The 26,288-nt window shown below is 68.4% G+C and carries 20 protein-coding genes; 18 read left to right on the top strand and 2 right to left on the bottom strand.

Annotated elements, in window-relative coordinates:
• Nucleotides 1–51 precede the first annotated feature (51 nt).
• From EOINJALH_RS33305 to EOINJALH_RS09790, 7 genes are all read left to right on the top strand, one after another.
• Nucleotides 52–9,213, top strand: a complete 9,162-nt coding sequence (locus EOINJALH_RS33305; protein ID WP_310732299.1) for a cadherin-like domain-containing protein — start codon at nt 52–54, stop codon at nt 9,211–9,213.
• 154 nt (nt 9,214–9,367) lie between these two features.
• Nucleotides 9,368–10,246 carry a carbohydrate ABC transporter permease gene (locus tag EOINJALH_RS09815; protein ID WP_199873284.1) on the top strand — a complete coding sequence of 293 codons (879 nt, stop codon included), beginning with the start codon at nt 9,368–9,370 and terminating at the stop codon, nt 10,244–10,246.
• Nucleotides 10,246–11,076 carry a carbohydrate ABC transporter permease gene (locus EOINJALH_RS09810; RefSeq protein WP_088280175.1) on the top strand — a complete coding sequence of 277 codons (831 nt, stop codon included), beginning with the start codon at nt 10,246–10,248 and terminating at the stop codon, nt 11,074–11,076. Before EOINJALH_RS09815 ends, EOINJALH_RS09810 begins: the two co-directional genes overlap by 1 nt.
• A gap of 27 nt (nt 11,077–11,103) precedes the next feature.
• On the top strand, nt 11,104–12,222 hold the full coding sequence (locus EOINJALH_RS09805; protein WP_088280174.1) for a Gfo/Idh/MocA family protein: 1,119 nt from the start codon (nt 11,104–11,106) through the stop codon (nt 12,220–12,222).
• A 112-nt stretch (nt 12,223–12,334) separates the two neighbouring features.
• Nucleotides 12,335–13,210: an aldose 1-epimerase gene (locus EOINJALH_RS09800; protein WP_088280173.1), complete on the top strand. Its 876-nt coding sequence runs from the start codon at nt 12,335–12,337 to the stop codon at nt 13,208–13,210.
• Nucleotides 13,211–13,214: 4 nt separating this feature from the next.
• Entirely contained in the window at nt 13,215–14,153 is a 939-nt protein-coding gene (locus EOINJALH_RS09795; protein ID WP_088280172.1) for an SMP-30/gluconolactonase/LRE family protein, read from the top strand.
• A gap of 23 nt (nt 14,154–14,176) precedes the next feature.
• Nucleotides 14,177–14,959: an SDR family NAD(P)-dependent oxidoreductase gene (locus EOINJALH_RS09790; protein WP_088280179.1), complete on the top strand. Its 783-nt coding sequence runs from the start codon at nt 14,177–14,179 to the stop codon at nt 14,957–14,959.
• A 22-nt stretch (nt 14,960–14,981) separates the two neighbouring features.
• On the opposite strand, the gene EOINJALH_RS09785 is transcribed toward EOINJALH_RS09790, so the two are convergent.
• Entirely contained in the window at nt 14,982–16,049 is a 1,068-nt protein-coding gene (locus EOINJALH_RS09785; RefSeq protein ID WP_234413760.1) for an MBL fold metallo-hydrolase, read from the bottom strand.
• Here EOINJALH_RS09785 and EOINJALH_RS09780 point away from each other — a divergent pair.
• The 11 genes from EOINJALH_RS09780 to ppk2 all read left to right on the top strand — a co-directional run bounded on the left by EOINJALH_RS09780 (nt 16,040) and on the right by ppk2 (nt 25,701).
• A complete protein-coding gene (locus EOINJALH_RS09780; protein ID WP_310732298.1) occupies nt 16,040–16,717 on the top strand; it encodes an ATP synthase subunit I in 678 nt (225 codons plus the stop codon). The genes EOINJALH_RS09785 and EOINJALH_RS09780 overlap by 10 nt on opposite strands.
• A gap of 27 nt (nt 16,718–16,744) precedes the next feature.
• Nucleotides 16,745–17,581: a F0F1 ATP synthase subunit A gene (gene atpB, locus EOINJALH_RS09775; RefSeq protein WP_088280170.1), complete on the top strand. Its 837-nt coding sequence runs from the start codon at nt 16,745–16,747 to the stop codon at nt 17,579–17,581.
• A gap of 65 nt (nt 17,582–17,646) precedes the next feature.
• Nucleotides 17,647–17,910: a F0F1 ATP synthase subunit C gene (gene atpE, locus EOINJALH_RS09770; RefSeq protein ID WP_088280169.1), complete on the top strand. Its 264-nt coding sequence runs from the start codon at nt 17,647–17,649 to the stop codon at nt 17,908–17,910.
• Between the two features lie 142 nt (nt 17,911–18,052).
• The gene (locus EOINJALH_RS09765) at nt 18,053–18,523 is read left to right on the top strand and encodes a F0F1 ATP synthase subunit B (RefSeq protein ID WP_088280168.1); all 471 of its coding nucleotides are present in this window, start codon (nt 18,053–18,055) and stop codon (nt 18,521–18,523) included.
• Between the two features lie 2 nt (nt 18,524–18,525).
• Nucleotides 18,526–19,059, top strand: coding sequence for a F0F1 ATP synthase subunit delta (locus EOINJALH_RS09760; RefSeq protein WP_088280167.1), 534 nt, complete (start codon nt 18,526–18,528; stop codon nt 19,057–19,059).
• Between the two features lie 31 nt (nt 19,060–19,090).
• Nucleotides 19,091–20,644, top strand: a complete 1,554-nt coding sequence (gene atpA / locus EOINJALH_RS09755) for a F0F1 ATP synthase subunit alpha (RefSeq protein ID WP_088280166.1) — start codon at nt 19,091–19,093, stop codon at nt 20,642–20,644.
• A gap of 35 nt (nt 20,645–20,679) precedes the next feature.
• Nucleotides 20,680–21,564 carry a F0F1 ATP synthase subunit gamma gene (gene atpG, locus EOINJALH_RS09750; protein ID WP_088280165.1) on the top strand — a complete coding sequence of 295 codons (885 nt, stop codon included), beginning with the start codon at nt 20,680–20,682 and terminating at the stop codon, nt 21,562–21,564.
• A gap of 43 nt (nt 21,565–21,607) precedes the next feature.
• Nucleotides 21,608–23,020 (top strand): F0F1 ATP synthase subunit beta, encoded by a 1,413-nt coding sequence (gene atpD / locus EOINJALH_RS09745; RefSeq protein WP_088280164.1) that lies wholly within the window; start codon nt 21,608–21,610, stop codon nt 23,018–23,020.
• Between the two features lie 140 nt (nt 23,021–23,160).
• Nucleotides 23,161–23,577, top strand: coding sequence for a F0F1 ATP synthase subunit epsilon (locus tag EOINJALH_RS09740; RefSeq protein ID WP_088280163.1), 417 nt, complete (start codon nt 23,161–23,163; stop codon nt 23,575–23,577).
• 137 nt (nt 23,578–23,714) lie between these two features.
• On the top strand, nt 23,715–24,836 hold the full coding sequence (locus EOINJALH_RS09735) for a beta-ketoacyl-ACP synthase III (protein WP_088280162.1): 1,122 nt from the start codon (nt 23,715–23,717) through the stop codon (nt 24,834–24,836).
• Nucleotides 24,837–24,855: 19 nt separating this feature from the next.
• On the top strand, nt 24,856–25,701 hold the full coding sequence (gene ppk2, locus EOINJALH_RS09730; RefSeq protein ID WP_088280161.1) for a polyphosphate kinase 2: 846 nt from the start codon (nt 24,856–24,858) through the stop codon (nt 25,699–25,701).
• 28 nt (nt 25,702–25,729) lie between these two features.
• Here ppk2 and EOINJALH_RS09725 read toward each other — a convergent pair whose 3' ends face one another.
• A complete protein-coding gene (locus tag EOINJALH_RS09725; protein WP_088280160.1) occupies nt 25,730–26,236 on the bottom strand; it encodes a TPM domain-containing protein in 507 nt (168 codons plus the stop codon).
• Nucleotides 26,237–26,288: the final 52 nt, after the last annotated feature.

Here is a 26,288-nt window from a genome sequence, read left to right as displayed (position 1 = left end):
CTCGGTGGCGGTGGCGGTGGCGGCAATGGCGGCACCGAAGGCGCCGTTTACGTGGTCTACGGCAAGGGCACCGACAGCGTGGTCAACCTGAGCAGCGTGACCAGCGGCGTCGGCGGCTTCCGCATCATCGGCGAGAAGGGCGGTGACGCGATCGGCGGCGTGCTGGCCACCTCGGCCGACATGAACGGCGACGGCAAGTCCGAGATCCTGATCGGCGCGCCGCAGAAGTCCTTCGTCGAGGGCGACAACGAGGGCGTGGCCTATGTCGTGTTCGGCGCCTCGGGTAGCACCGAGATCGATCTGGCCGACGTCGCCAGCGGCGTGGGTGGATTCCGCATTGTCGGTGGCACCGACGACGATGCCGGCGCCGCGCTGGCGGGGCTGGGCGACATCAACGGCGATGGCATCCCCGACATCCTGGTCGGCGCGCCACGTTCGGACAGTGCCTATGTCGTCTTCGGCAAGACCAATGGCACCGAGGTGCTGCTCACCGACGTGGCCAATGGCATCGGTGGCTTCCGCATCGTCGGCGAGGACGTGAACGACCTCACCGCGATGTCGGTGACCGGTGGCGTCGACCTGAACCGTGACGGCATCAAGGACCTCGTGATCGGCGCGCCGGGCAACGACGAAGGCGGCCCCGAGGCCGGCGCGGTGTATGCGATCTGGGGCGGCAACACCGCCGGCACGATCAACCTGGCCGACATCTCGCAGAGCATCGGCGGCGCCAAGGTGGTGGGCGACACCGGCAGCCTGTTCGGCAGCTCGGTCGCCATCACGCCCGACATGAATGGCGATGGCAACCCCGACCTGCTGGTCGGCGCGCCCGGAGCCGGCGAGTCCGCGTACACCGTGTTCACGCCGGTGAGCTGGCGTCCGGATGCCAATGTCGTGGGCACCGTCGGTGACGACCTGATGGGCTCCGGCTTCGCCAGCGGCCCGCACGCGATCGGCGAGGGGGCCGACAACATCTTCGCGCTGGCCGGCAACGACACTGTCGTCTCCGGTGGCGGCGCCGATTCGATCGAAGGCGACCTGGGCAACGACAGCATCGACGCAGGCGCAGGCGACGACATCATCGATGGCGGCAGCGGTGCCGACACGCTGATCGGTGGCGCAGGCAACGACACCTTCCTGGTCGACAGCGCGCTGGACCTGGCAGCCGAGAACGCGGGTGAAGGCGATGACACCGTGATCGCGACCGTCGACTTCACGCTGGCGCCCGAGATCGAGAACCTGGAACTCTCCGGCTTTGCCTTCCGCGGCACCGGCAATGCCGGTGCCAACCGGATTTCGGGCAACGCCTCGGCCAACTCGCTCGATGGCAGTGGCGGCGCCGACACCCTGATCGGCGGCCTGGGTAACGACAGCTACGTGGTCGACCAGCTCGCCGACACGATCGTCGAGGATGCACTGGCCGGCACCGACACCGTGATCGCGTCGATCGACTGGACGCTGGCGGCCAACCTCGAGAACCTGCAGCTCACCGGCGCCGCGCGCAGCGGCACCGGCAACGCGGTGGCCAATTCCATCACTGGCAGCACCGGCAACGACATCCTCGATGGCCTGGCCGGCAACGACACGCTGGTCGGCGGTTCGGGCGACGACACCTACCGCGTTGACGCGGCCGGCGATGTCATCAGCGAGGGCGTGGGTGGCGGCACCGACCTGGCGATCGCCAGCGCCAACTACACCCTCGGCCTGAACGTCGAGCACCTGCAGCTCACCGGCGCCGCACGCGCCGGCACGGGCAACGCAGGGGCCAACAGCCTCACCGGCACCGCCGGCAACGACACCCTCGACGGGGCCGCCGGCATCGACACGATGGACGGCGGCGCCGGCGACGACACCTACCGCGTCGACAACGCGTCCGACGTGGTCGTCGAGGCCGTCGGTGGCGGCAACGACACGGTGGTCGTCACCTTCGACTACGTGCTGCCGTTGGGCGAGATCGAGAACCTCGCGCTCAGCGGCACGGCGCACTCGGCCACCGGCAATGCCGGCGCCAACGTGCTGACCGGCGGCGCCGGCAACGACACGCTGGACGGCGCCGGTGGCGCCGACGCGCTGGTCGGCGGTGCGGGCGACGACACCTATCGCGTCGATAACGCGTCCGACGTGGTGACCGAGGGCGTCGGCGCGGGCACGGACACCGTGGTCGCCACCGTCGACTACTCGGCCACGGCCAACGTCGAAGTGCTGCAGGTCCTGGGTGCCGGCCTCACCGCCACCGGCAACGCCGAGGCCAACACGCTGCTCGGCTCGGCCGGCGCGCAGACCTTGGTCGGCAACGACGGCAACGACACGATGGATGGTGGCGCCGACGCCGACCGCATGGTCGGTGGCCTGGGCGACGACACCTACACCGTCGACTTCATCGACGACGTGGTGGTGGAACTGGCTGGCGAAGGCATCGACACGGTGATCACCGCCTTCGGCGGCACGTTGCCAGACCACATCGAGAACCTGAGCCTGACCGGCACCGCGCGCTCGGCCATCGGCAATGCCGGCGCCAACACACTGTCGGGCAATTCCGGCCGCGACACGCTCGACGGCGCGGGCGGCGACGACCTGCTGATCGGCGGTGACGGCGCGGACGAACTGCATTCGCACTCGGGCAACGACACCTTGTCCGGCGGCAGCGGCGACGATGTCTACAAGGTGGGTGGCGGCACGTCCACGCACATCGAGGATTTCCTCGGCCACGACGTGCTCGACGCCAGCGACGGCACCGGCAACAACTACATCGACCTGTCGGGCGAAACCCACAGCAGCATCGACGGCCACGACTGCACCTTGGGCACCGGCGGCACCACGGCGTCACCCCTGGACGTGCAGTTCCTGCAGGACCTGAGCGGCTCCTTCGGCGACGACATCGCCAGCGTGCGCGCACTTGTGCCGCAGGTTGTCGCCGCGCTGCAGGCTGTGCAACTCAACAGCCGCTTCGGTGTTTCGGCGTTCATCGACAAGCCGGTGTCCCCGTTCGGCTCGCCCGGCGACTATGTCTACCAGCAGAAGCTGGCGCTGACCTCCAACCCCACGCTGCTGGCCAACACTTACAACGGCCTGCTGATCCAGTCCGGTGCCGATGGCAACGAGGCGCAGATCGAGGGCTTGATGCAGCTGGCGTTGCGCGCCGCCGAGGTCGGCTTCAGCGCCAACGCCGCGCGCTTCGTCGTGCTGTTCACCGACGCCGATTACCACGTGGCCGGCGACGGCGCGCTGGCCGGCATCACGACGCCGAACAACGGCGATGCCATCCTCGATGGCAACGGCCTCGGCGAGGACTATCCGCTGATCGCCCAGGTGCGCGCGGCAATCGAGGCCGCAGACATCATTCCCATCTTCGCGGTGACTGGCGTCGAGGCGGCCTACAACGGCCTGGTCAGCGGTCTCGGCCGCGGCGCGGTGGTCACGCTCACGGCCAACAGCAGCAACGTCGTGGCGGCCATCACCAATGGTCTGACCCAGGCGACCACGACCCACATCGACGACGCCTATGGTGGTTCGGGCCACGACACGATCAAGGGCGACGTGATCGCCAACGAGTTGCGCGGCCACGGCGGCGACGACAGCCTCAACGGCAACGGCGGCAACGACAACCTGCTCGGCGGTGTCGGCAATGACACGCTGGTGGGCGATACCGGCAACGACAGCCTGCACGGCGAGGACGGCGACGACACCGCGGCCTATGCCGGCGCCTGGGCCGACTACGACGTGAGCGCCGACGTGGCCGGCGTCTTCACTGTGGCCGATCGCCGGGCTGTCGGGGGCACCGGCGTCGACCGCGTCGACAGCGTCGAGCACTTCCAGTGGACCAGCGGCACCGTGGCCGCCACCGCGGCCGTCGTCAACGTGGCGCCGACGGCGGCCGACGATGTCGGTCCTGGCCTGGTCGAGGCCGGCGCCAGCGGGCCCGGCGTGGCCGCCGCGGCCGGCGCCGTGCTGGGCAACGACAGCGACGCCAACCTTGCCGTCGTCGGCCTGGGCGAGTCGATCTCGGTGACCGGCGGGCGCAGCGGCGCGCCTGCCGCAGGCACGCCGTTGACCGCGGTGGTCGGCGACACGCTGATCACCGGCACCTACGGCACCTTGACGCTGCGCGCCGACGGCAGCTACAGCTATGCGCTCGACAACGCCCGCCCTGCCACCGAAGCGCTGGCCGTGGGCGTCGTGGTCGACGATGTCTTCACCTATCGCGTGAGTGACGCGCATGGCCTCACGGCGCTGGCCCAGCTGTCGTTCCCGGTCACCGGGGCCGACGAGACGGGTGGTGTCGTCAATCTGCCGCCCGTCGGTTCGTCCACCGCCGTGCTGGGGCCTGTGCTCGAGGACACCGCGCTGACGATCACTTCTGCGAGCCTGCTGCAGGGCTTCTCCGACCCCGACCTCGATCCGTTGGCAGTGGCCAACCTGACGGCGGCCAACGGCAGCGTCACGATCAACCCCGACGGCAGCTTCACGATCACGCCGACCCTGAACTACAACGGGCCGACGCAGCTGAACTACGACGTGGTTGACGGCCGCGGCGGCAGCCTGGCGGCGACGGCGTTCTATCCGGTGCTGCCGGTCAACGATGCGCCCAGCGGCGCCCCGGTCCTGCCGTTGTCTGCGGTCAACGAGGATGTCCCGGCGCTCCTCGGCTACGGTCTGCTGGTGGAGGGATTCACCGACATCGACGGCGACTTCCCGCTCGCCGTGGCCAACGTGAGCGCGTCCAACGGCAGCGTCGCCAACAACCCGGACGGCACGTTCACCGTGACGCCGACCGCCAACTTCAACGGCACGGTGACGCTGAACTACGACGTCATCGACGGTCATGGCGGCAGCGTGCCGGCGACGCACAGCTATGTGGTCACGCCGGTCAACGATGCGCCCACCGGCACCGCCACCGCGGTGCTGCCGGCCGGTGTCGAGGGTGAGCCCTACTTCATCCCGGAAACCACGCTGCTGCAGGGCTTCAGCGATGTCGATGGCGATGCGCTGCACGTGGTGGACCTTCAGGTGCTGTCCAACTCTGTGCCCCGGAACGCAGACGGCACCTTCACCATTGCGCCCGGCCCGAACTTCGCCGGCACGCTGACCCTGACCTACCGGGTCGACGATTCGAATATCGGCTTCACGTTTGCATCGCTTCCGCTGACATTCACCAATGTCAACGACGCGCCCGGCGGCGTGGCCACGGCCGTGCTGCCGGCGGGCACCGCCGACACCGCGTACACGGTCAGCGCGGCGGACTTGCTGGCCGGCTTCTCCGACCCCGATGGCGACGTCCTGGCGGTTTCGGGCCTGTTTGCCAGCAATGGCACCGTGGCCGCAGGGCCTGGCGACACCTTCGTGATCACGCCCTTGCCGGGATTCGCTGGCCAGATGAACCTGGATTACAGCGTCATCGACGGCAATGGCGGCAGTGCCTTCGGAAACCAGAGGTACACGGTGGCGGCGACCGCGGTGACACCGGCCGACGACGGCCTGCTGGTCACGTTGGGTCTGTCCTCGTTGCTGGACTCGGCCGCGCTGGTGGCCAACGACCTGGCGCCGGCCGGCACCACGCTGGCCGTCACGGCCGTGTCGAACGCGGTCGGCGCCACGGTGGCGCTGGTGGGCGGCAAGCTGGTCATCACGGCCAGTGCAGGGGGCGGCTCGTTCGACTACACCGTCACGCCGTCCAGCGGTGCGCCTGCCATCGGGCATGCGGTCTTCGCCGTGGCCACGACCAACGCGCTGGCCAACACCGTTGCCGCGGCCCTGAACGTGGTGGCAGCGGACCTGCAGGGCCAGGATGGCAACGATACGCTGCGCGGCGGCGATGGCACCGACCGCGTGCTCGGCGGCCTGGGCGCGGATTCGCTGGCCGGCTTCGGCGGCCGCGATGAACTGTTCGGCGGCGAGGGCAACGACATCATCGACGGCGGCACCGGCGCCGACTTCATGGAAGGCGGCCTGGGCAACGACGGCTACGTTGTCGACAACGCCGGCGACACGGTCTTCGAGGCCGCGCTCGGCGGCACCGACGGCGTCACCGCCAACCTCGACGGCTATGCGCTGGCCACCGAGGTCGAGAACCTCACGCTCGGCGTGGGGGTGGCCAGCGGCAGTGGCAATGCGCTGAACAACGCGATCACCGGCAACACCGCCAACAACCAGCTCTTCGGCCTGGCCGGCAACGACGTGCTCAATGGCGGCGCTGGCAACGACACGATGAACGGCGGCGCCGGCAACGACAGCTACGTCGTCGACAGCGCGCTGGACGTGCTGGTGGAAGCGCCCGGCGACGGCACCGACGCGGCCACGGCCACGGTCACCTACACCCTGGGTGACAACGTCGAGAACCTCACGCTCGGCGGCACGGCCCTCATCGACGGCACAGGCAATGCCCTGGCCAATGCGATCACCGGCAATGCCTCGGCCAACCGGCTGTTCGGCCTGGACGGCAACGACACGCTCAACGGCGGCCTCGGCGTGGACACGATGGCCGGCGGCGCCGGCAACGACAGCTACCTGGTCGACAACGCCCTCGACGCCATCACCGAAGTGGCCGGCGAAGGCCTCGACACCGCCACCGCCACGGTGGCCTACACGCTGCCGGGCGAGGTCGAGAACCTCACGCTCGGCGGCACGGCGGCCATCGCCGGTACGGGCAATGGCCTGGCCAACTCGATGCTCGGCAACGCGGCAGCCAACCAGCTGTTCGGGCTGGAGGGCAACGACACGCTCAACGGCGGCCTGGGTGCCGACGCGATGAGCGGCGGCGTGGGCAACGACAGCTACGTCGTCGACAACGTGCTCGACCTGGTGATCGAGGTCGCAGGCGAAGGCACCGACAGCGTCAGCAGTTCGTTGAGCCTGACGCTCGCCGATCAGGTGGAGCAGCTCACGCTCACGGGCACGCTGGCACTCACCGGCACCGGCAATGCGCTGGACAACGCCCTCGTCGGCAACAGCGCCGCCAACACGTTGGCTGGCCTGGACGGCAACGATACGCTCAATGGCGGCCTTGGCGGCGATTCGATGGTCGGTGGCATCGGCAATGACAGCTACGTCGTCGACAGCCTGCTCGACGCCGTGGTCGAACTCGACTTGGGCGGCGCCGACACCGTCAGCACCTCGATCAGCCTGGTGCTGGCGGCCAACGTCGAGAACCTGGTGCTCACCGGGGTCGCCGCGATCGGCGGCACCGGCAACGCCCTGGCCAACACCCTGACCGGCAACACCGCCGCCAACACGCTGGATGGTGGCGTCGGCGCCGACACCCTGGCCGGCGGTGCCGGCAACGACACCTACGTGGTCGACAACCTGGGCGACGTCGTCACCGAGGTGGCAGGCGGCGGCACCGACCTCGTGCGCACGGCACTGCCCGCGCTCACGCTGGCGCCGGAGGTGGAGAGCCTGACCTTCAACGGCGTCGGCGCCTTTGCCGGCACCGGCAACACATTGCCGAATGCGATCACCGGCGGTGCCGGCAACGACACGCTGGACGGCGCTGGCGGCAACGACACGCTCAGTGGCGGCCTGGGCAATGACCTCTACCTGGTGGACTCGGCGCTCGATGCGATCGTCGACACCGGCGGCATCGACACGGTGCGCACCACCGCGCCGACGTTGACGCTCTCGGCCGCGGCCGAGATCCTCGAGTTCGTCGGCGTGGGCGCGTTCATCGGCACCGGCAACGCGGCGGGCAACGTCATGACCGGCGGCGCCGGCAACGATTCGATGTCGGGCCTGGCCGGCAACGACACGATCGATGGCGGCCTTGGCGTCGATACGATGCTCGGCGGCCTCGGCAACGACACCTTCGTCGTCGGCCAGATCGGCGACATGGTCGTCGAAGCCGCGCTGGGTGGCGTGGACGTGGTCTCCAGTGCGCTCGACGGCTACGTGCTGCCCGCCGAGGTCGAGAACCTGGTGCTCGGTGCGCCCGATGTCGTCACCGGCTCGGGCAATGCGCTGAACAACCGGCTCACGGGCAACGGCGCGGACAACGCGCTGTTCGGCCTGGCCGGCATCGACACGCTCGATGGCGGCTTGGGTGCCGACACGATGGACGGCGGACTGGGCAACGACACCTTCCTGGTCGACAGCCTGGCCGACGTGGTGGTCGAGGCCCTGGGCGGCGGCATCGACACCGTCTCCACCGCCCTCGACGGCGTCGTGTTGGCCGCCGAGGTCGAGAACCTGGTGCTCACCGGCGCAGCCATCATCGGCAGCGGCAACGGCCTGAACAACCTGATCACCGGCAACGCCAGCGCCAACCAGCTCTTCGGCCTGGGCGGCAACGACACGCTCACCGGCGGCCTGGGCGCCGACACCATGACCGGCGGTGCGGGCAACGACGCCTACGGTGTCGACGATGCGCTGGACTCGATCGTCGAACTGGCGGGCGAAGGCCTCGACAGCGTGACCGCGCTGGTGACCTACGCGCTGCCGGCCGAGGTCGAGACCCTCGTGCTCGGCGGCACGGCGGCCATCAATGGAACCGGCAATGGCCTGGCCAACACGATCACCGGCAACGCGGCAGCCAACCTGCTGTCCGGCGGCGACGGCAACGACATCCTCAGCGGCGGCCTCGGGGCCGACACGATGGCAGGCGGCCAGGGCAACGACAGCTTCAGTGTCGACAACGCGCTGGACGTGGTGGTCGAAGCCCTCGGCGAAGGCGTCGATACGGTCACCAGCCTGGTCACCTATGCCCTGACGGACCACGTCGACCGGCTCCTGCTCGGTGGCACGGCCGCGATCAACGGCACCGGCAACGGGCTGGCCAACACCGTCGCGGGCAACACCGCCAACAACCTGCTGGCGGGTCTGGATGGCAACGACACGATCGATGGCGGTTTGGGCAACGACACGCTGGTCGGTGGCGTCGGGCTGGATTCACTGACCGGCGGCACCGGTGCCGACACCTTCCGCTTCACGGCGGTGGGCGAGCTCGGCACCACGGGGGCAACAACCGACGTCGTGCGCGACTTCGTGCCGCTGCAGTTCGACAAGATCGACCTCTCGATGATCGACGCCGACAGCACCCTGGTCGACGACCAGGCCTTCGCCTTCATCGGCAGCGCCGCCTTCGGTAGCCATGCGGGCGAGTTGCGGTTCCAGCAGGTCGGCCTGGTCACCACGGTGTTCGGCGACGTCGACGGCAACGGCGTGGCCGATTTCGCGATCCAGCTCAGCGGGCTGGTCAGCCTGGTGGCCACCGACTTCCTGCTGTGACGGCCACGGCCCTGCGCGGCGAGCCCCGCGCAGGGCCCGTCGATCGGGGATATCCCGGGCCGGCGCGGTGCGCGGAGTGCCCCGTCGCTGCGACACAATCGACGCTCGTCGGCGGGCGCCCTCCAGGGTGCCCAGGCGTGCACCGGGAACCAGCTTGAACCTGCGAGACCCCAGCGAGAAGACCCTTGCCGCCATCCTGCTGGCGCCGGCCTTCGCGCTGCTGGCGCTGATCGTCGTCTACCCGATCGGCAAGCTGGTGTGGAACAGCTTCTTCGACCTGCGGCTGTCGGGGGGCGCCGATTCGGTGAAGTTCATCGGCTGGCAGAACTACGTCGACGTGCTGCGCGACAAAGATTTCCTCAACGCCGCCGGCAACACGCTGCTGATCACGCTGATCACCGTGCCGGGCGCGCTGGTGGTCGGCCTGGGCCTGGCGCTTCTGGCCAACCTGCCGTTCAAGCGACGCTGGCCGGTGCGGCTGGCGTTGCTGCTGCCCTGGGCACTGCCGCTGTCCTTTGTCGGGCTGATCTTCGCGTGGTTCTTTCACACCGAGTACGGCGTGGTCAACGACGTGCTGCGCCGCTTCGGCGCGGCCGAGCCGACGATGTGGCTGCTGACGCCCGCCTACGGCTTTGCCGCCATCTGCGGCGCCATCGTCTGGAAGACCTCGTCGTTCATGGCGCTGATCCTGCTGGCCGGGCTGCAGATGATCCCGCGGTCGTTGTACGAAGCGGCCGAAGTGGATGGTGCGTCGAAGTGGCAGCAGTTCTGGCAGATCACGATCCCGATGCTGATGCCGTCGATCGTCGTGGCGCTGATCTTCCGCACCATCACCGCGCTGCAGACCTTCGACATCCCCTACACGATGACCAAGGGCGGCCCCGGCAATGCCACCGAGACGCTGGCCATGCTGATCCACAAGACGACGATCGACTACCTCGACGTCGGCTATGGCTCCACGCTGGCGGTGGCCATGTTCCTGATGTCGATGGCCGTGACCGCGGTGTACCTGCGGCGCATCGGCAACGAATGATGGGCGCGCTGCTCGAAGGTCGATCGCTGCGCCTGCTGGCCGCGGCGCTGGTGGTGTTCAACGGCTTCTTCCCGGCGCTGTGGATCCTGCTCACCTCGCTGAAGACCGAGACCGAACTGGTGCGCAAGCCGATCACCTGGTGGCCGGCCGAGCCCACGCTGCACAACTACGTGCAGGCCTTCACCGACCAGCCGCTGCTCAAGTACATGGGCAACAGCCTGGTGGTGGCGCTGCTGGCCACGCTGGGTTCGCTGGCCGTGTCGGCCTGCGCCGCCTACGCCATCGCCCGGCTCAACCTGCGCCACCGGCAGCTGATCCTCACCGCCATCGTCGCGTCGAGCATGTTCCCGCTGGTCACGCTGCTGGTGCCGATCTTCGAGACCATGCGCTCGCTCGGCTTGCTCAACACCTACACCGCGCTGGTGCTGCCCTACGTGGTGCTCAACCTGCCGGTGTGCACGCTTGTGCTGGTGAGCTTCTTCCAGAGCATCCCGCGCGACCTTGAGAACGCCGCGATGATCGACGGCTGCACGCGCCTGGGTGCGCTGTGGCGTGTGGTGCTGCCGCTGGCCGCGCCGGGCGTGTTCACCGCCGGCATCCTGGCCTTCGTGAACGCCTGGGACGAGTTCCTGCTGGCGCTGTCGCTCAACGCCAGCGCGTCGATGCGCACGCTGCCGGTGGGCATCACGCTGTACCAGGGCGAGTTCAGCTTTCCCTGGCCCATCATCTCGGCCGCGCTGATCGTCGCCATCGTGCCGGTGGCGGTGCTGATCGCGCTGTTCCAGGAGCGCGTGGTCGGTGGCCTGACGCAGGGCGGCCTGAAGGGTTGACCCACCCCTTTCGACGATCGGATCGACATGACCCATTCCCCCATCCGCTACGGACTCATCGGCTGCGGCAGCATGGGCCGCGAGCACATCGAGAACATCCGCGCGCTCGGCGCCGGCGAGGTGGTGGCCATCGCCGACACCCATGCGCCCAGCCTCGAGGCCGCGCTGGCCCGCCTGGCCGCCGGCACCCGCGTGTACGACGACCACCGCGCGCTGCTCGATGCCGGCGGCTGCGACGCGCTGGTCATCTCCACGCCCAACCACACCCATGCCGCGGTGCTGGGCGACGCACTGGCCACCGACGCGCACATCCTGGTCGAGAAGCCGCTGGTCACCCGCATCGAGGACGGCCTGGCGCTGCTGCAGCGCGCCGAGGGCCGTCGCGGCATCGTCTGGGTGGCGCAGGAGTACCGCTACATGCCGCCGGTGGCCGAGATGATCCGCATGGCCCACGACGGCGCCGTCGGCCGCATCCACCAGGTGGCGATCCGCGAGCATCGCGAGCCGTTTTACCCCAAGGTGGGCGACTGGAACCGTTTCTCGGCCAACACCGGCGGCACGCTGGTCGAGAAGTGCTGCCACTACTTCAACCTGATGGAACTGGTGCTGCGCGAGCCGGCCCTGCGCGTGTTTGCCAGCGGCGGCCAGCGGGTGAACCACCTCGACGAGCGCTACGACGGCCGCGCGCCCGACATCCTGGACAGCGCCTACGTGGTGGTCGAGTTCGGCAGCGGCGCGCGCGCGATGCTCGACCTGTGCATGTTTGCCGAGAACTCGGTCGACAACGAGCAGATCGTGATCGTCGGCGACGAAGGCAAGCTCGAATCGCTGCTGCCCTCGCTGACGCTGCGCTACGGCCGGCGCGACGACTGGGGCCGCCGCCAGGTGTGGGGCGAGGCCTCGGGCACCGGCCGCGGGGTCGGCGTGCGGCGCGTGTGGGACAGCGCCATCCGCTATCCCGGCGCGCATTTCGGTGCCTCGTACATCGAGCACCGGCAGTTCGCGCACGCGGTGCAGCACGGGCTGCCGCCCGAGGTGACGCTGCGCGAAGGCCTGCGCAGCGTGGCCATCGGCATGGCGGCGCACCGCAGCATCGACAGCGGCCGCCTGGTGGCCATCGACGAGGTGCTGCCCGCGAACCCGTGACCGATCCCACCGTGCGATGCGCCGCCAGGGCGTAGCATCGGTGCCCCTGCACCTCTTTGGCGCCATGGCGCGTCGGGTGGTCCGCAGCCCCTGTCCCACTCCATCCCCCCACATGACCGACACCGCCACCCTCCAGCCCCGCGACGACACCATCGAGCTGCGCAGCGGCGCCCTCCGCCTGGCGCTGCGGCCGGACCTGGGGGGCTGCGTGGCCGGCCTCTGGCACCACCACGTACCGGTGCTGCGCTCGACCGAGCCGCATGCGCTGGAGCAGGTGCGCCAGTCGGCCTGCTTCCCGCTGCTGCCCTATTCCAACCGCCTGGGCTACCGGCGCTTCCGCTTCAAGGGCCAGGACCACACCACCGAGGCCAACTTCCCCGACAGCCCGCACTCGGTGCACGGCGTGGGCTGGCAACGCGCCTGGACGCTGCGCGCGCACAGCCCGCTCGACGTGGTCATGGCCTATCGCCACGAGCCCGACGGGCACTGGCCCTTTGCCTTCGAGGCCGTGCAGTACCTCAACCTCACGCCGCAGGGCCTGCGCCTGCAGATGACCGTCACCAACACCGGCACGGTGCCGCAGCCGGTGGGCCTGGGCTGGCACCCTTACTTCCCGCGCCGCCAGCGCAGCCGCCTGCACATCGAGCTGACCGATCGCTGGGACGCCGACGCGGCGCAACTGCCCACCCGCAAGGTGCCGCAGCCCGGCATCGACGGCGACGTGGTGCACCTGGGCTTCGACAACTGCTTCGAGGGCTGGACGGGCCCGGCGCGCATCCGCGACGAGAAGTTCTCGCTGCAGCTCAGCTCGTCGATGTCGCGGCTGGTGGTCTACACCCCGCCCGATCGCGACTGCTTCTGCGTCGAGCCGGTCAGCCACGTCAGCAATGCCATCCACATGGCCGACCCGGCCGCGCATGGCCTGGTCACGCTGCAGCCGGGCGACAGCACCGAGGCCTGGACCCGGCTCGACGTCGCCCCCATCTGAAGCGATGGGCGCGACGAACGACCCGAGCGCGTCGGTCGAGTCCATCGACACGTCGGGCCTGCAGCCGCTGCCCGTGCCACCCTCACAGCTCGGCGAGTCGCCCTTCTGGCACCCGGCCGAGCAGGTGCTGTACTGGTGCGACATCCCCGGCCAGGCGCTCAACCGTTTCGACCCCGCCAGCGGCACCCACGCACAGTGGTCGTTTCCGGTGGAGCCGGGCTGTTGCGCGCCGCTGCAGGACGGCGGCCTGCTGCTGGCGATGCGCGACGGCCTGTGGCGCTTCGACACCGACAGTGGCCGTCGCACGCGGCTGGCCGCCGCGCCTTACGACACCGCGCGCCAGCGCTTCAACGACGGCAAGGGCGACCCGCAGGGGCGCTTCTGGGTCGGCACCATCGACGAGCCGCGCGAGCCGCAGGCCGCGCTGTACCGCTTCGTCGACCACCGGCTGCAGCGCGTGGCCGACGGCATCACGGTGAGCAACGGCCTGGCCTGGAGTGGGGACGGGCGCACGATGTACTGGTCCGACACCAAGGCGCACACCGTGCACGCCTTCGATTTCGATGCGGCCGACGGCAGCCTGTCGCGGCGGCGCGTGTTCGCGCAGTTCCCGCCGCGCGCCGAAGGCCAGTCGCTGGACGACTACGGCGGCCGGCCCGACGGCGCGGCGGTCGACAGCGAAGGGGCCTACTGGACGGCGATGTTCGAGGGCTCCCGCCTGCTGCGGCTGGCGCCGGATGGACGCGTCCTTCAGTCGTTGGCACTGCCAGTGCGCTGTGCCACCATGCCCTGCTTCGGCGGCCACGACCTGCGCACGCTGTACATCACCACGGCGCGCGAAAACCGGCCGGCCGACGAACTGGCCGCGCGGCCCTGGTCGGGTCGCGTGCTGCACCTGCGCGTGCCGGTGCCCGGGCTGCCGGTGAACATCGTTCAACTCTGATGCGCCGGCGCGGCGCCCAAGCCATGTCGACCACCCTGTACCCCTCGCTGCGCGACCGCGTCGTGTTCATCTCCGGAGGCAGCTCCGGCATCGGTGCCGAACTGGTGCGGGCCTTCGCGGCGCAGGGTTCGCGGGTCGCCTTCTGCGGCACCCGGCCCGACGGCGGACGCGCGCTGTGCGACGAGATGGTGGCGGCAGGCCACGCCGAGCCCCTCTACGCGGCCTGCGACGTGCGCGACGTCGCGGCCTACCAGGCGCTGCTGGCCCAGGTGATCGAGCGGCTGGGGCCGATCCGCACCCTGGTCAACAACGCCGGGCGCGACGACCGGCATGCGATGGATGAGGTCACCTCCGAGTTCTGGGACGACCGCCTGGCGCTCAACCTCAAGCACTACTTCTTCGCCATCCAGGCGGTGGCACCGGCGATGGCGGCGGCCGGTGGCGGCAGCATCGTCAACATGGGCTCGGTGAGCTGGATGCGTGGCCGGCCCAACCTGGTCGGCTACACCACGGCCAAGGCCGGCATCCTGGGCCTCACGCGCACGCTGGCCCGCGAACTCGGGCCGCGCCACATCCGTGTCAACGCCCTGGTGCCGGGCGCCATCGTCACCGATCGGCAGACCAGCCTGCACCGCGACCCGGCGGCCGACCAGGCCTTTCTCGACGCGCAATGCCTGAAGATCCGGCTCGACCCGGGCCATGTGGCGCGGCCGACGCTGTTCCTGTCGGCCGACGATTCCGACGGCATGACCGGCCAGCACGTGCTGGTGGATGCCGGCATCGCGCAGCAGTCCGTGATCTCGTGAGGGCCGCCGCGGGTGCCGCGGCTCAAGGGCGGGGGTCGTCGAAGCGGCGCGTCTCGCCGATGGCCAGCACGAAGAACGCGTCGTCGGCCAGGCCGCGCGCCTGCCGTGCCGCCGCCAGGTCGCGCGGCGGCTGGTCGAGCGGCTCGTCGGTCAGCTCGAAAGTGCCCCAGTGCACGCCCATCGAGCGGCGCGCACCGAGGTCCAGGTGGATCTGCACAGCCTCGGCCGGGTTGATGTGCTGCGTGGCCATGAACCAGCGCGGCTCGTAGCCACCCACCGGCAGCACCGCCAGGTCGAAACCGCCGCGCGGCAGCTTGCGGGCCAGCCGGGCGCGGGTCTCGGCAAAGTCCTTCGAGTAGCCGGTGTCGCCGGCGTAGTACACGCTGAAGCGCGGCGTGATCACCGCATAGCCGCCCCACAGCGTGGCCATGCGGTCGGTCAGCCCGCGCGCCGACCAGTGCTGCACGGGGGTCAGCACCACCTCGGTCGAGCCGACGCGGTGCGAGCGCCACCAGTCCAGTTCGACCACGCGGGTCAGGCCGATCGATTCGAGCCAGGCCTTCAGGCGCAGCGGCACGACGAACTGCGGCGGCCCGCCGGCCTGCCGCTGCAGCGCGAGCAGGCTGGGCTCGTCGAGGTGGTCGTAGTGGTTGTGCGATATCAGCACCAGGTCCACGCGCGGCAACTGGTTCAATGCCAGGCCAGGAGGCTGCGCGCGCTTCGGGCCGACGATCGACACCGGGGAGGCCCGCTCCGAGAAGATCGGGTCGAGCAGGATGTTCAGTCCGCCGGCCTGCACCAGCGTGGAGGCGTGGCCGATCCAGGTGGCCGAAGGCACCATGGCCTCGCCGGCCCGTGCGTTGCGCGCGATGAATTCCAGGTCGGGCGCGACGGTTGGCGTGGCCTGTTGCGGCGGCCGCGGCAGGCCCTGGCGCACGGCGTTCCAGCGCCAGCGCAGGAACTCGGTCAGGTCCTTCGAGGCGAACTCCACGTGGTTGTTGCCGAAGCCCCCGGAGCGATGGTGCGGCGCCTCGGCGCCCGGGCCTTCGACGGCGGCGCAGGCGCCCAGCCCGAGGGTCAATGCCAGCAACGAGACCGACAGGGGAATGCGCCGCTCGACGCGCGCTGATGTCCGACGCCGACATGGGGTCGACGGAAGTGACCGGGTTTCCACGTATACTCCTCAGGTTTGCCAAAACCGAGCGTAACCGTCATTCCATGTCCGAGCGGCCTGTCACGAGTCCAGGCCACCGGGGCAGCCCAGAAAGCCGCCCACTGGGCCGCCCACCAGGCAGCCCACGATCCGGCTGGAGCGATGGGGAAGATGAGGCGGCAGACGCAGCTTTCAAGCCACTGTCCCGAGAGGATGCAGCGGCCCTGAGGGCGAAGGACCCGCCGGTCTCACCGTGGCGGGTCGTGGCGGTGCAAGCCGCAGTAGGCGTGGTGCTGGCCCTGTTGGGGTGGGCACTCACGAGAAGGAGCGAGGTGGCGTGGTCGTTGCTGTATGGCGCGGCCACCGCGGTGGTGCCGGGGGCCCTGATGGCGCGCGGCATGACCAGTCGGCTTTCCAGCATGGCACCCGGCGTGTCCGCCGTCAGTTTCATGTCGTGGGAGCTTGTCAAAATCGGAGTCTCGGTCGCGATGCTCGCATTCGCTGGCCGGGTTGTGCAGCCTCTGGTCTGGCCAGCCTTGCTGGTGGGTCTGGTGGTCTGCATCAAGGTGTATTGGGTGGCGCTGCTGTGGCGCCGCGCGAAATAGAGACGAGACGGTACTGGAATCCAACCCATGGCAGCAGAAGGTCACGCCCCCAGCGCTGGTGAATACATCATTCACCACCTCACGCACCTGCAGAACAAGAAGCAGACGTCGATCGTCGACTTCACCGTGTTCAACCTCGACAGCATCTTCTTCGCCGTCGTGCTGGGCATCGTGGGCAGCTTCTTCCTGTGGCGCGCCGCCAAGTCGGCCACGTCGGGCGTGCCGGGCCGGTTCCAGGCGGCCGTCGAGTTGCTCGTCGAAATGGTCGAGGGCCAGGCCAAGGGCATCATCCACAATGCCAACAGCCGCAAGCTCATCGCGCCGCTGGCCCTCACGGTGTTCGTCTGGATCATCCTGATGAACTCGATGGACTTCCTGCCCGTCGACCTGCTGCCCAAGATCGGTGAAGCCTTCGGCATCCACTACCTGCGCGTCGTGCCCACGGCCGACCTGTCCGTCACCATGGGGCTGTCGGTGTCGGTGCTGATCATCTGCCTCATCTACAACGTCAAGATCAAGGGCTTCGGCGGTTGGGTGCATGAACTGTTTGCGGCACCGTTCGGCGACAAGGTCTTCCTGTACCCGATCAACTTCCTCATGCAAATGATCGAGTTCGTCGCCAAGACCGTGTCGCACGGCATGCGACTGTTCGGCAACATGTATGCCGGCGAACTGATCTTCATGCTGATCGCGCTGATGGGTGGTGCGGTGTCCCTCACCGGCACCGGCATCGGCCTGTTCATCGGTCACATCATTGCCGGCACCGTGTGGGCGATCTTCCACATCCTGATCGTCGCGTTGCAGGCCTTCGTGTTCATGATGCTGACCCTGGTGTACCTGGGCCAAGCTCACGACGCCCACTGACGCCGGCTTCAGCGTTTCAGTTCCTTCGTTTTCTTTCACTCACTTTTCTCAAACTAGGAGTCATCATGGAAGTCATCAGCTTTGTCGCTCTCGCCGCCGGCCTGATCATTGGTCTGGGTGCCGTTGGTGCTTGTATCGGCATCGGCATCATGGGCAGCAAGTACCTCGAAGCCGCCGCGCGTCAGCCCGAGCTGATGGGCGAACTGCAGACCAAGATGTTCCTGCTGGCCGGCCTGATCGACGCCGCGTTCATCATCGGCACCGGTATCGCCCTGTGGTTCGCCACGGCCAACCCGTTCCTGGGCCAGATCGCCAACCTGCCGAAGTAATCGCGAGGAAGCTTGTCGCTCCTGGTTTGACGATGGAGCCCGCCCTGGCAAGGGGTGGGTCTCCACGGCACGGCAGGGTTCGCGAGCCATCCACCGCCGGGTCATTCGCCTGGTATCCCGTCACCGTGATTGAGGCAACAAAGTGAGCATCAACGGTACCCTCATCGCCCAGATGATCGTGTTCCTGATCCTGGTCTGGTTCTCGATGAAGTTCATCTGGCCCCCGATCGTCACCGCACTCGACGAGCGCGCCAAGAAGATCGCCGACGGCCTGTCGGCCGCCGACAAGGCCAAGGCCGACCTCGCCGCCGCCAACACGCGCGTCGAGCAGCAGCTGGCGTCGGCACGCAACGACGCAGCCAAGCGCCTGGCCGATGCCGAGCGCCTGGCCCAGCAGATGGTCGAGGAAGCGAAGTCTCGCGCGTCCGAAGAAGGCGCCAAGATCATCGCTGCCGCGAAGGCCGAGGCCGAGCAGGAGGCCGTCAAGGCCCGCGAAGCCCTGCGCGAGCAGGTGGCAGGCCTGGCCGTCAAGGGCGCTGAAGCGATCCTGCGTCGCGAGGTCAACGCCGGCGTCCACGCCGAGCTGCTGGGTCGGCTGAAGGCCGAACTCTGATCATGGCCGAACTCGCAACCATCGCCCGGCCCTACGCCGAAGCCTTGTACAAGGCGGTCGGCCTGAGCGAGGCGCAGTCGGTGGCCACGCAGGTCGACGAGCTGGCGCAGGTGGCGTCCGACGAGCGACTGCGCGTCTTCGCCGACGACCCGCGCACCCAGGTCGCCCAGGTGTTCGACGTGGTCGCCTCGGCCACCCGCACGTCCCTGGGCAACCCGGCTAAGAACCTGCTGCAGACGGTGCTCGAGAATGGTCGCCTGGCGGTCCTGCCCGAGATCGCTGCGCAGTTCAAGGCCCTGCTCAACGCCCGGTCGGGCTCGTCCGACGCCGTGATCCAGAGTGCCTTTCCCATCGACGCCGACGCACTGGTCGACGTGGTGGCCTCGCTCGAAAGGCGCTTCGGCCGCAAGCTCAATGCCCGTGTCGAAGTCGACGCCGAGCTGATCGGCGGCATCCGCGTGGTGGTCGGCGACGAGGTGCTCGACACCTCGGTCAAGGCCCGTCTCGAACAAATGAAGGTCGCCCTGACTGCCTGAGCCTTGCAGCCTGCGGTCCTAGGAGAAAGCAATGCAACTGAATCCCGCTGAGATTTCCGAACTCATCAAGAGCCGCATCCAGGGCCTTGGCGCGTCGGCCGATATCAAGAACCAGGGCACCGTCGTGTCCGTCACCGACGGCATCGTGCGTGTGCACGGCCTGTCCGATGTGATGGCCGGCGAAATGCTCGAGTTCCCGCCCACCGCCAGCGGCCAGCCGACCTACGGCCTGGCGCTGAACCTCGAGCGTGACTCGGTCGGTTCGGTGATCCTGGGTGAGTACGAGCACATCTCCGAGGGCGACACCGTCAAGTGCACGGGCCGCATCCTGGAAGTGCCGGTCGGCCCCGAGCTGATCGGCCGCGTCGTCAACGCGCTGGGCCAGCCGATCGACGGCAAGGGCCCGATCAACGCCAAGATGACCGACGTGATCGAAAAGGTCGCCCCGGGCGTGATCGCACGCCAGAGCGTGAGCCAGCCGGTGCAGACGGGCCTGAAGTCCATCGACTCCATGGTGCCCATCGGCCGCGGCCAGCGCGAGCTGATCATCGGCGACCGCCAGACCGGCAAAACCGCGGTGGCGATCGACGCGATCATCAACCAGAAGGGTCAGAACATGACCTGCGTCTACGTCGCCATCGGCCAGAAGGCGTCGTCGATCAAGAACGTGGTGCGCGCGCTCGAGCAGCACGGCGCGATGGAGTACACCATCGTCGTGGCGGCGTCGGCTTCCGAGTCGGCGGCGATGCAGTACGTGTCGGCCTACTCCGGCTGCACGATGGGCGAGTACTTCCGTGACCGCGGGCAAGACGCGCTGATCATCTATGACGATCTGTCCAAGCAGGCTGTCGCCTACCGCCAGGTCTCGTTGCTGCTGCGCCGCCCGCCGGGCCGCGAGGCCTTCCCTGGCGACGTGTTCTATCTCCACAGCCGCCTGCTCGAGCGCGCCGCGCGCGTGAACGCCGACTACGTCGAGAAGTTCACCAAGGGTGAGGTCAAGGGCAAGACCGGTTCGCTGACCGCGCTGCCGATCATCGAGACGCAGGCCGGCGACGTGTCCGCCTTCGTGCCGACGAACGTGATCTCGATCACCGACGGGCAGATCTTCCTGGAAACCGCGCTGTTCAACGCCGGTATCCGCCCCGCCATCAACGCCGGCATCTCGGTGTCGCGGGTGGGTGGTGCGGCGCAGACCAAGCTGATCAAGGGCCTGTCCGGCGGTATCCGTACCGACCTGGCGCAGTACCGTGAACTGGCCGCCTTCGCGCAGTTTGCGTCGGACCTGGACGAGGCCACCCGTAAGCAGCTCGACCGCGGTGCCCGCGTGACCGAACTGCTGAAGCAGGCCCAGTACTCGCCGCTGCCGATCAGCCTGATGGGCGCCACGCTGTTCGCGGTGAACAAGGGCTACATGGACGACATCGACGTCAAGAAGATCCTTGCCTTCGAGCACGGCCTGCACCAGCACCTGAAGTCGAGCCACGCCGCGCTGCTGGCCAAGCTCGAGAACGACAAGGCCATGGACAAGGCGGCCGAGGAAGAACTCGCCGGCGCAGTGGCGGCGTTCAAGAAGTCTTTCGCCTGACCCCCGCCATAGCCTGTCCATAAAGGAGCACCGTCATGGCGGTCGGTAAAGAGATACGCGGCAAGATCAAGAGCTTCGAGAACACGAAGAAGATCACCAAGGCCATGGAAATGGTCTCGGCCTCGAAGATGCGCAAGGCGCAGGAGCGCATGCGCGCGGCCCGGCCTTACGCGGACAAGATCCGCAACATCACGGCCAACCTGTCGCAGGCCAACCCCGAGTACAAGTCGGCGTACATGCGCAAGGATGGCAAGGCCAAGGTCTGCGGCTTCATCGTCGTGACGACCGACAAGGGCCTGTGCGGCGGCTTGAACACCAACGTGCTGCGCGTGGTCACCAACAAGATGCGCGATCTGCAGACCGCGGGTTCCACGGCGCAGGCGGTGGCCATCGGCAACAAGGGGTTCAGCTTCCTGAACCGCATCGGTGCCAAGGTGGTGAGCCACGCCACGCACCTGGGCGACACGCCTCAGCTCGACAAGCTGATCGGCCCGGTCAAGGTGATGCTCGACGCGTTCGTCGAGGGCAGGGTCGATGCCGTCTACCTCTGCTACACCAAGTTCATCAACACGATGAAGCAGGAGCCGATGGTCGAGCAGTTGCTGCCGCTGTCGGCCGAGCGCCTGCAGCAGACCGCCGCCGAAAAGGCGCAGTACGGCTGGGACTACCTTTACGAGCCCGACGCGGCCACGGTGATCGAGGACCTGCTCACGCGCTACATCGAGGCGCTGGTGTACCAGGCGGTGGCCGAGAACATGGCGTCGGAACAGTCCGCGCGCATGGTGGCCATGAAGGCGGCCACCGACAACGCCGGCAACCTGATCGCCGAGTTCAAGCTGATCTACAACAAGACCCGCCAGGCTGCGATCACGAAGGAACTGTCCGAGATCGTCAGCGGCGCGGCCGCGATCAGCGGTTGAGCCCCGGCCCGACACCACCGAATATCGTTTGAAGGATCAAAAAATGGCTAACACTCAAGCACAGGGCAAGATCGTTCAGTGCATCGGCGCCGTGGTCGACGTCGAATTTCCGCGCGACAGCATGCCCCGCGTGTACGACGCGCTCAAGCTCGAAGGCACCGCGCTGACGCTGGAAGTGCAGCAGCAGCTCGGCGACGGCGTGGTGCGCACCATTGCGCTGGGCTCGTCCGACGGCCTGCGCCGCGGGCTGATGGTCAGCAACACCGGCGCGGCCATCACCGTGCCGGTCGGCAAGGCCACGCTGGGCCGCATCATGGACGTGCTGGGCACGCCCATCGACGAGCGCGGCCCGGTCGACCAGACGCTCACAGCGTCCATCCACCGCAAGGCCCCGAGCTACGACGAGCTGAGCCCGTCACAGGAACTGCTCGAGACCGGCATCAAGGTGATCGACCTGATCTGCCCGTTCGCCAAGGGCGGCAAGGTCGGTCTGTTCGGTGGCGCCGGCGTGGGCAAGACCGTGAACATGATGGAACTCATCAACAACATCGCCAAGGCGCACTCGGGCCTGTCGGTGTTCGCCGGCGTCGGTGAGCGCACCCGCGAGGGCAACGACTTCTATCACGAGATGGCCGAATCGGGCGTCGTGAACCTCGAGAACCTGGGCGAGTCCAAGGTGTCGATGGTCTACGGCCAGATGAACGAGCCCCCGGGCAACCGCCTGCGCGTGGCGCTGACCGGCCTGACCATCGCCGAGTCGTTCCGCGACGAAGGCCGCGACGTGCTGTTCTTCGTCGACAACATCTACCGCTACACGCTGGCCGGCACGGAAGTGTCCGCACTGCTGGGCCGCATGCCTTCCGCCGTGGGCTACCAGCCGACGCTGGCCGAGGAAATGGGTCGCCTGCAAGAGCGGATCACGTCGACCAAGGTCGGCTCGATCACCTCGATCCAGGCCGTCTACGTCCCTGCGGACGACCTGACCGACCCGTCGCCCGCCACCACCTTCGCCCACCTGGACGCCACCGTGGTGCTGTCGCGCGACATCGCCTCGCTGGGCATCTACCCCGCCGTGGACCCGCTGGACAGCAACAGCCGCCAGGTCGACCCCAACGTCGTCGGCGAAGAGCACTACAGCACCACCCGTGCCGTGCAGTCGACGCTGCAGCGCTACAAGGAACTGCGCGACATCATCGCCATCCTGGGCATGGACGAACTGTCGCCGGAAGACAAGCTGGCGGTGGCCCGCGCGCGCAAGATCCAGCGTTTCCTGTCGCAGCCGTTCCATGTGGCCGAGGTGTTCACCGGCAGCCCGGGCAAGTACGTGCCGCTGAAGGAAACCATCCGCGGCTTCAAGATGATCGTCAACGGCGAATGCGACCACCTGCCGGAGCAGGCGTTCTACATGGTCGGAACGATCGACGAGGCTTTCGAGAAGGCCAAGAAGATCCAGTAAGCGGCGCAATGAGCGGCGCATTCGGCCGCCATGCGTCGTTGCACCCCTCGCCGTACGGGTGTACGGCTGCGGGGTGCGCCTAGCCTGGCAACCGACTGCTTGCTCCTTGCACCACTTCCTCCACTGAAGGATCAATAGATATGGCAACGATTCACGTCGACGTAGTGTCCGCCGAGGCCAGCATCTTCTCTGGCGAGGCCAAGTTCGTCGCGCTGCCGGGCGAGAACGGCGAGTTGGGCATCCTGCCGCGCCACACGCCGCTGATCACGCGCATCCGGCCGGGGGCGGTGCGCATCGAGCGCGCCGACACCGGCGAGGAAGAGTTCGTCTTTGTCGCCGGCGGCATCCTCGAAGTGCAACCGGGCACGGTCACCGTGCTGGCCGACACCGCGATCCGCGGCCACGACCTCGACGAGGCCAAGGCCAACGAGGCCAAGAAGCTGGCCGAAGAGGCGATGAAGAACGCCAAGAGCGATGTCGATTTCGCCAAGGCGCAGAGCGAGTTCGCCGTGATGGCCGCGCAGATCGCCGCCATCGCCAAGCTGCGCAAGAAGTAATTCGCGGCCCGACGCCCGCGTGCAGCGCCCGCCTCTCGGCGGGCGTTGTGCTTTGTGGGCCCGGGTCGCCGCCGATGGCCGGTTCCCGAGCGCCTGCCCTAGACTCTGTCCATCAGATTGCTTCCTGAAGGACCGCCATGACGCGTGTGCTCATCACCGGCACCGGGCTGTACCAGCCGCCCCATGTCATCACCAATGCCGAACTCGTCGAGGCCTTCAACGCCTATGCCGAGCGGTTCAACACCCGCCAGGCCGCGCGCATCGAGGCCGGCGAGGTGGAGGCGATGGTCGGCTCAAGCGTCGAGTTCATCGAGAAGGCCTCGGGCATCAAGCAGCGCTACGTGATCGACAAGCAGGGCGTGCTCGACCCCGACCGCATGCGCCCGCACTTCGAGCCGCGCGCCGACGAGCAACTCTCGCTGATGGCCGAGATCGCGGTCGACGCTGCGAAGAAGGCACTGGCTGCCGCCGGCAAGCGCGGCGAGGACATCGACGCCGTGCTCTGCGCCAGCGCCAACATGCAGCGCGCCTACCCGGCCATGGCGGTCGAGATCCAGCAGGCCATCGGCGCCCGCGGCTACGGCTTCGACATGAACGTGGCCTGCTCGTCGGCCACCTTCGCCATCGAGCAGGCCGCCAACGCCGTGCGCGCCGGCACCGCCCGGTGCGTGCTGATGGTCAACCCCGAGATCACCTCGGCCCACCTCGAATGGCGCGACCGCGACTGCCACTTCATCTTCGGTGACGTGTGCACGGCGATGGTCATCGAATCCGATGCCACGGCCACCGCCACCGAGCGCTGGGAGATCGTCGGCACCAAGCTCGTCACCCAGTTCTCGAACAACATCCGCAACAACTTCGGCTTCTTGAACCGCTGCGAGGACACCGACCCCGACGCACGCGACAAGACCTTCCGGCAGGAGGGCCGCAAGGTCTTCAAGGAGGTGGTGCCGATGGCCGCGGCGCACATCGAGGGCCACCTGGCCTCGCTGGGCTTCGAGCCCACGGCGGCGCGTCGCTTCTGGCTTCACCAGGCCAACCTGGGCATGAACCAGTTCGTGATGCGCAAGCTGGTGGGGCGCGACGTCGATTCGGACATCGCGCCGCTGATCCTCGACACCTACGCCAACACCGCGTCGGCCGGTTCGATCATCGCGTTCCACCACCACCGCGCCGACCTGAAGCCGGGCGACCTGGGCGTGATCTGCTCGTTCGGCGCGGGATACTCGATCGGCAGCGTGGTCGTGCGGCGGCTCTGACCGCCAAGGGGGCAGGACCATGGGCAAGAAGTCGACGACGGCTGGCGACAAGGGCCGCAAGGGCGCAGACAAGCCCGCGAAGGGTGCGGCCGAGGACCCGACGGACAAGTTGCACAAGTCCGACTACCTCGAGCAGTTCGGCAAGCTCGAACTCGAACTCAATGCGATGGCGCGCTGGGTGCAGCACACCGGACAACGGCTGGTCGTGGTGGTCGAGGGCCGCGACACCGCGGGCAAGGGCGGCGTGATCTCGGCCATTGCCGACACGCTGAACCCACGCCAGTGCCGCACCGTGGCCCTGCCCAAGCCCAGCGAGCGCGAGCGCACGCAGTGGTACTTCCAGCGTTATGTGGCGCACCTGCCGGCAGCCGGCGAGATCGCGCTGTTCGACCGCAGCTGGTACAACCGCGCTGGCGTCGAGCGCGTGATGGGTTACTGCACCGAAGCGGAAGTGCAGGCCTTCCTGACGCAGGCGCCGGTGTTCGAGCAGATGCTGGTCGACGACGGCGTGCTGCTGTGCAAGTACTGGCTCACGGTCGACCAGGAGCAGCAGGAAGAGCGCTTCGCCGAGCGGTTGGCCGACCCCTTGAAGCGCTGGAAGCTCTCGCCGATCGACCTGAAGGCCCGGGAGAAGTACGCCGACTACGGTCGCGCGCGCGACGCCATGCTGGCCGCCACGCACCGGCCGCACGCCCCCTGGACACTGGTCGACTTCAACGACCAGCGGCGCGGTCGCCTCGCGTTGATCCGCCATCTGCTCGAGCGCCTGCCCGACACGGCCGTGCCCGACGAGCCCATCGAGTTGCCGCCGCTCGGCCACCCGCCGTTGAAGGACCGCGTCAAGGGCCGGCTGAAGCCGATCTGACCTGGCGCCGGGACGCCCGCCCGCGGCGTCAGCCCATCAGCGGTTCGTTGGGCAGTTCATTGGGGTTGCGCTGGTCGGCGCCGATGGCAAAGTGGCTTGTCAGCAGCGCATCCACGGCGCCCACCGCCTGGTGCAGCCCGTCCTCGAAGCGACCGGCCCGGAACGCCTCGCGCATGCCGCCGACGATGCGGGCCCAGTCGGCCGGCGTGACATGGGCGTTCAGGCCGCGGTCGGCCACGATCTCGATGGCGTGCTCGGCCAGCAGCAGGTAGATCAGCACGCCGTTGTTCTGCGCCGTGTCCCACACGCGCAGCTTGCCGAACAAGGTGATCGCCCGGTCGCGGGCCTGCAGGCCCTTCCACAGGTACGACAGCGGCAGACCGGCCTCGACGCAGACGCGGATCTCGCCGCTGTGCCGGCGCTCGCTGGCCGCCACGGCGGTCTCGATGCGGGTGAGGGCGTCGGGCGGCAGCGCGCGCTGCGCGTCGCGCTCGTCCACCCAGCGGTGCTTCAGGATGCGGGTCAGCCGATTCATCACCAGTCTCCCGACGCGCCACCGCCGCCGAAATCGCCGCCACCGCCCGACG

Origin of the sequence: Ideonella sp. A 288, from assembly GCF_002198735.1 — a bacterium.
In the GTDB taxonomy this organism is placed as follows: Bacteria; Pseudomonadota; Gammaproteobacteria; order Burkholderiales; family Burkholderiaceae_C; genus Pseudaquabacterium.
Note: the sequence above shows the minus strand (reverse complement) of the source record. Positions and strands in the feature narration are given on the sequence as shown.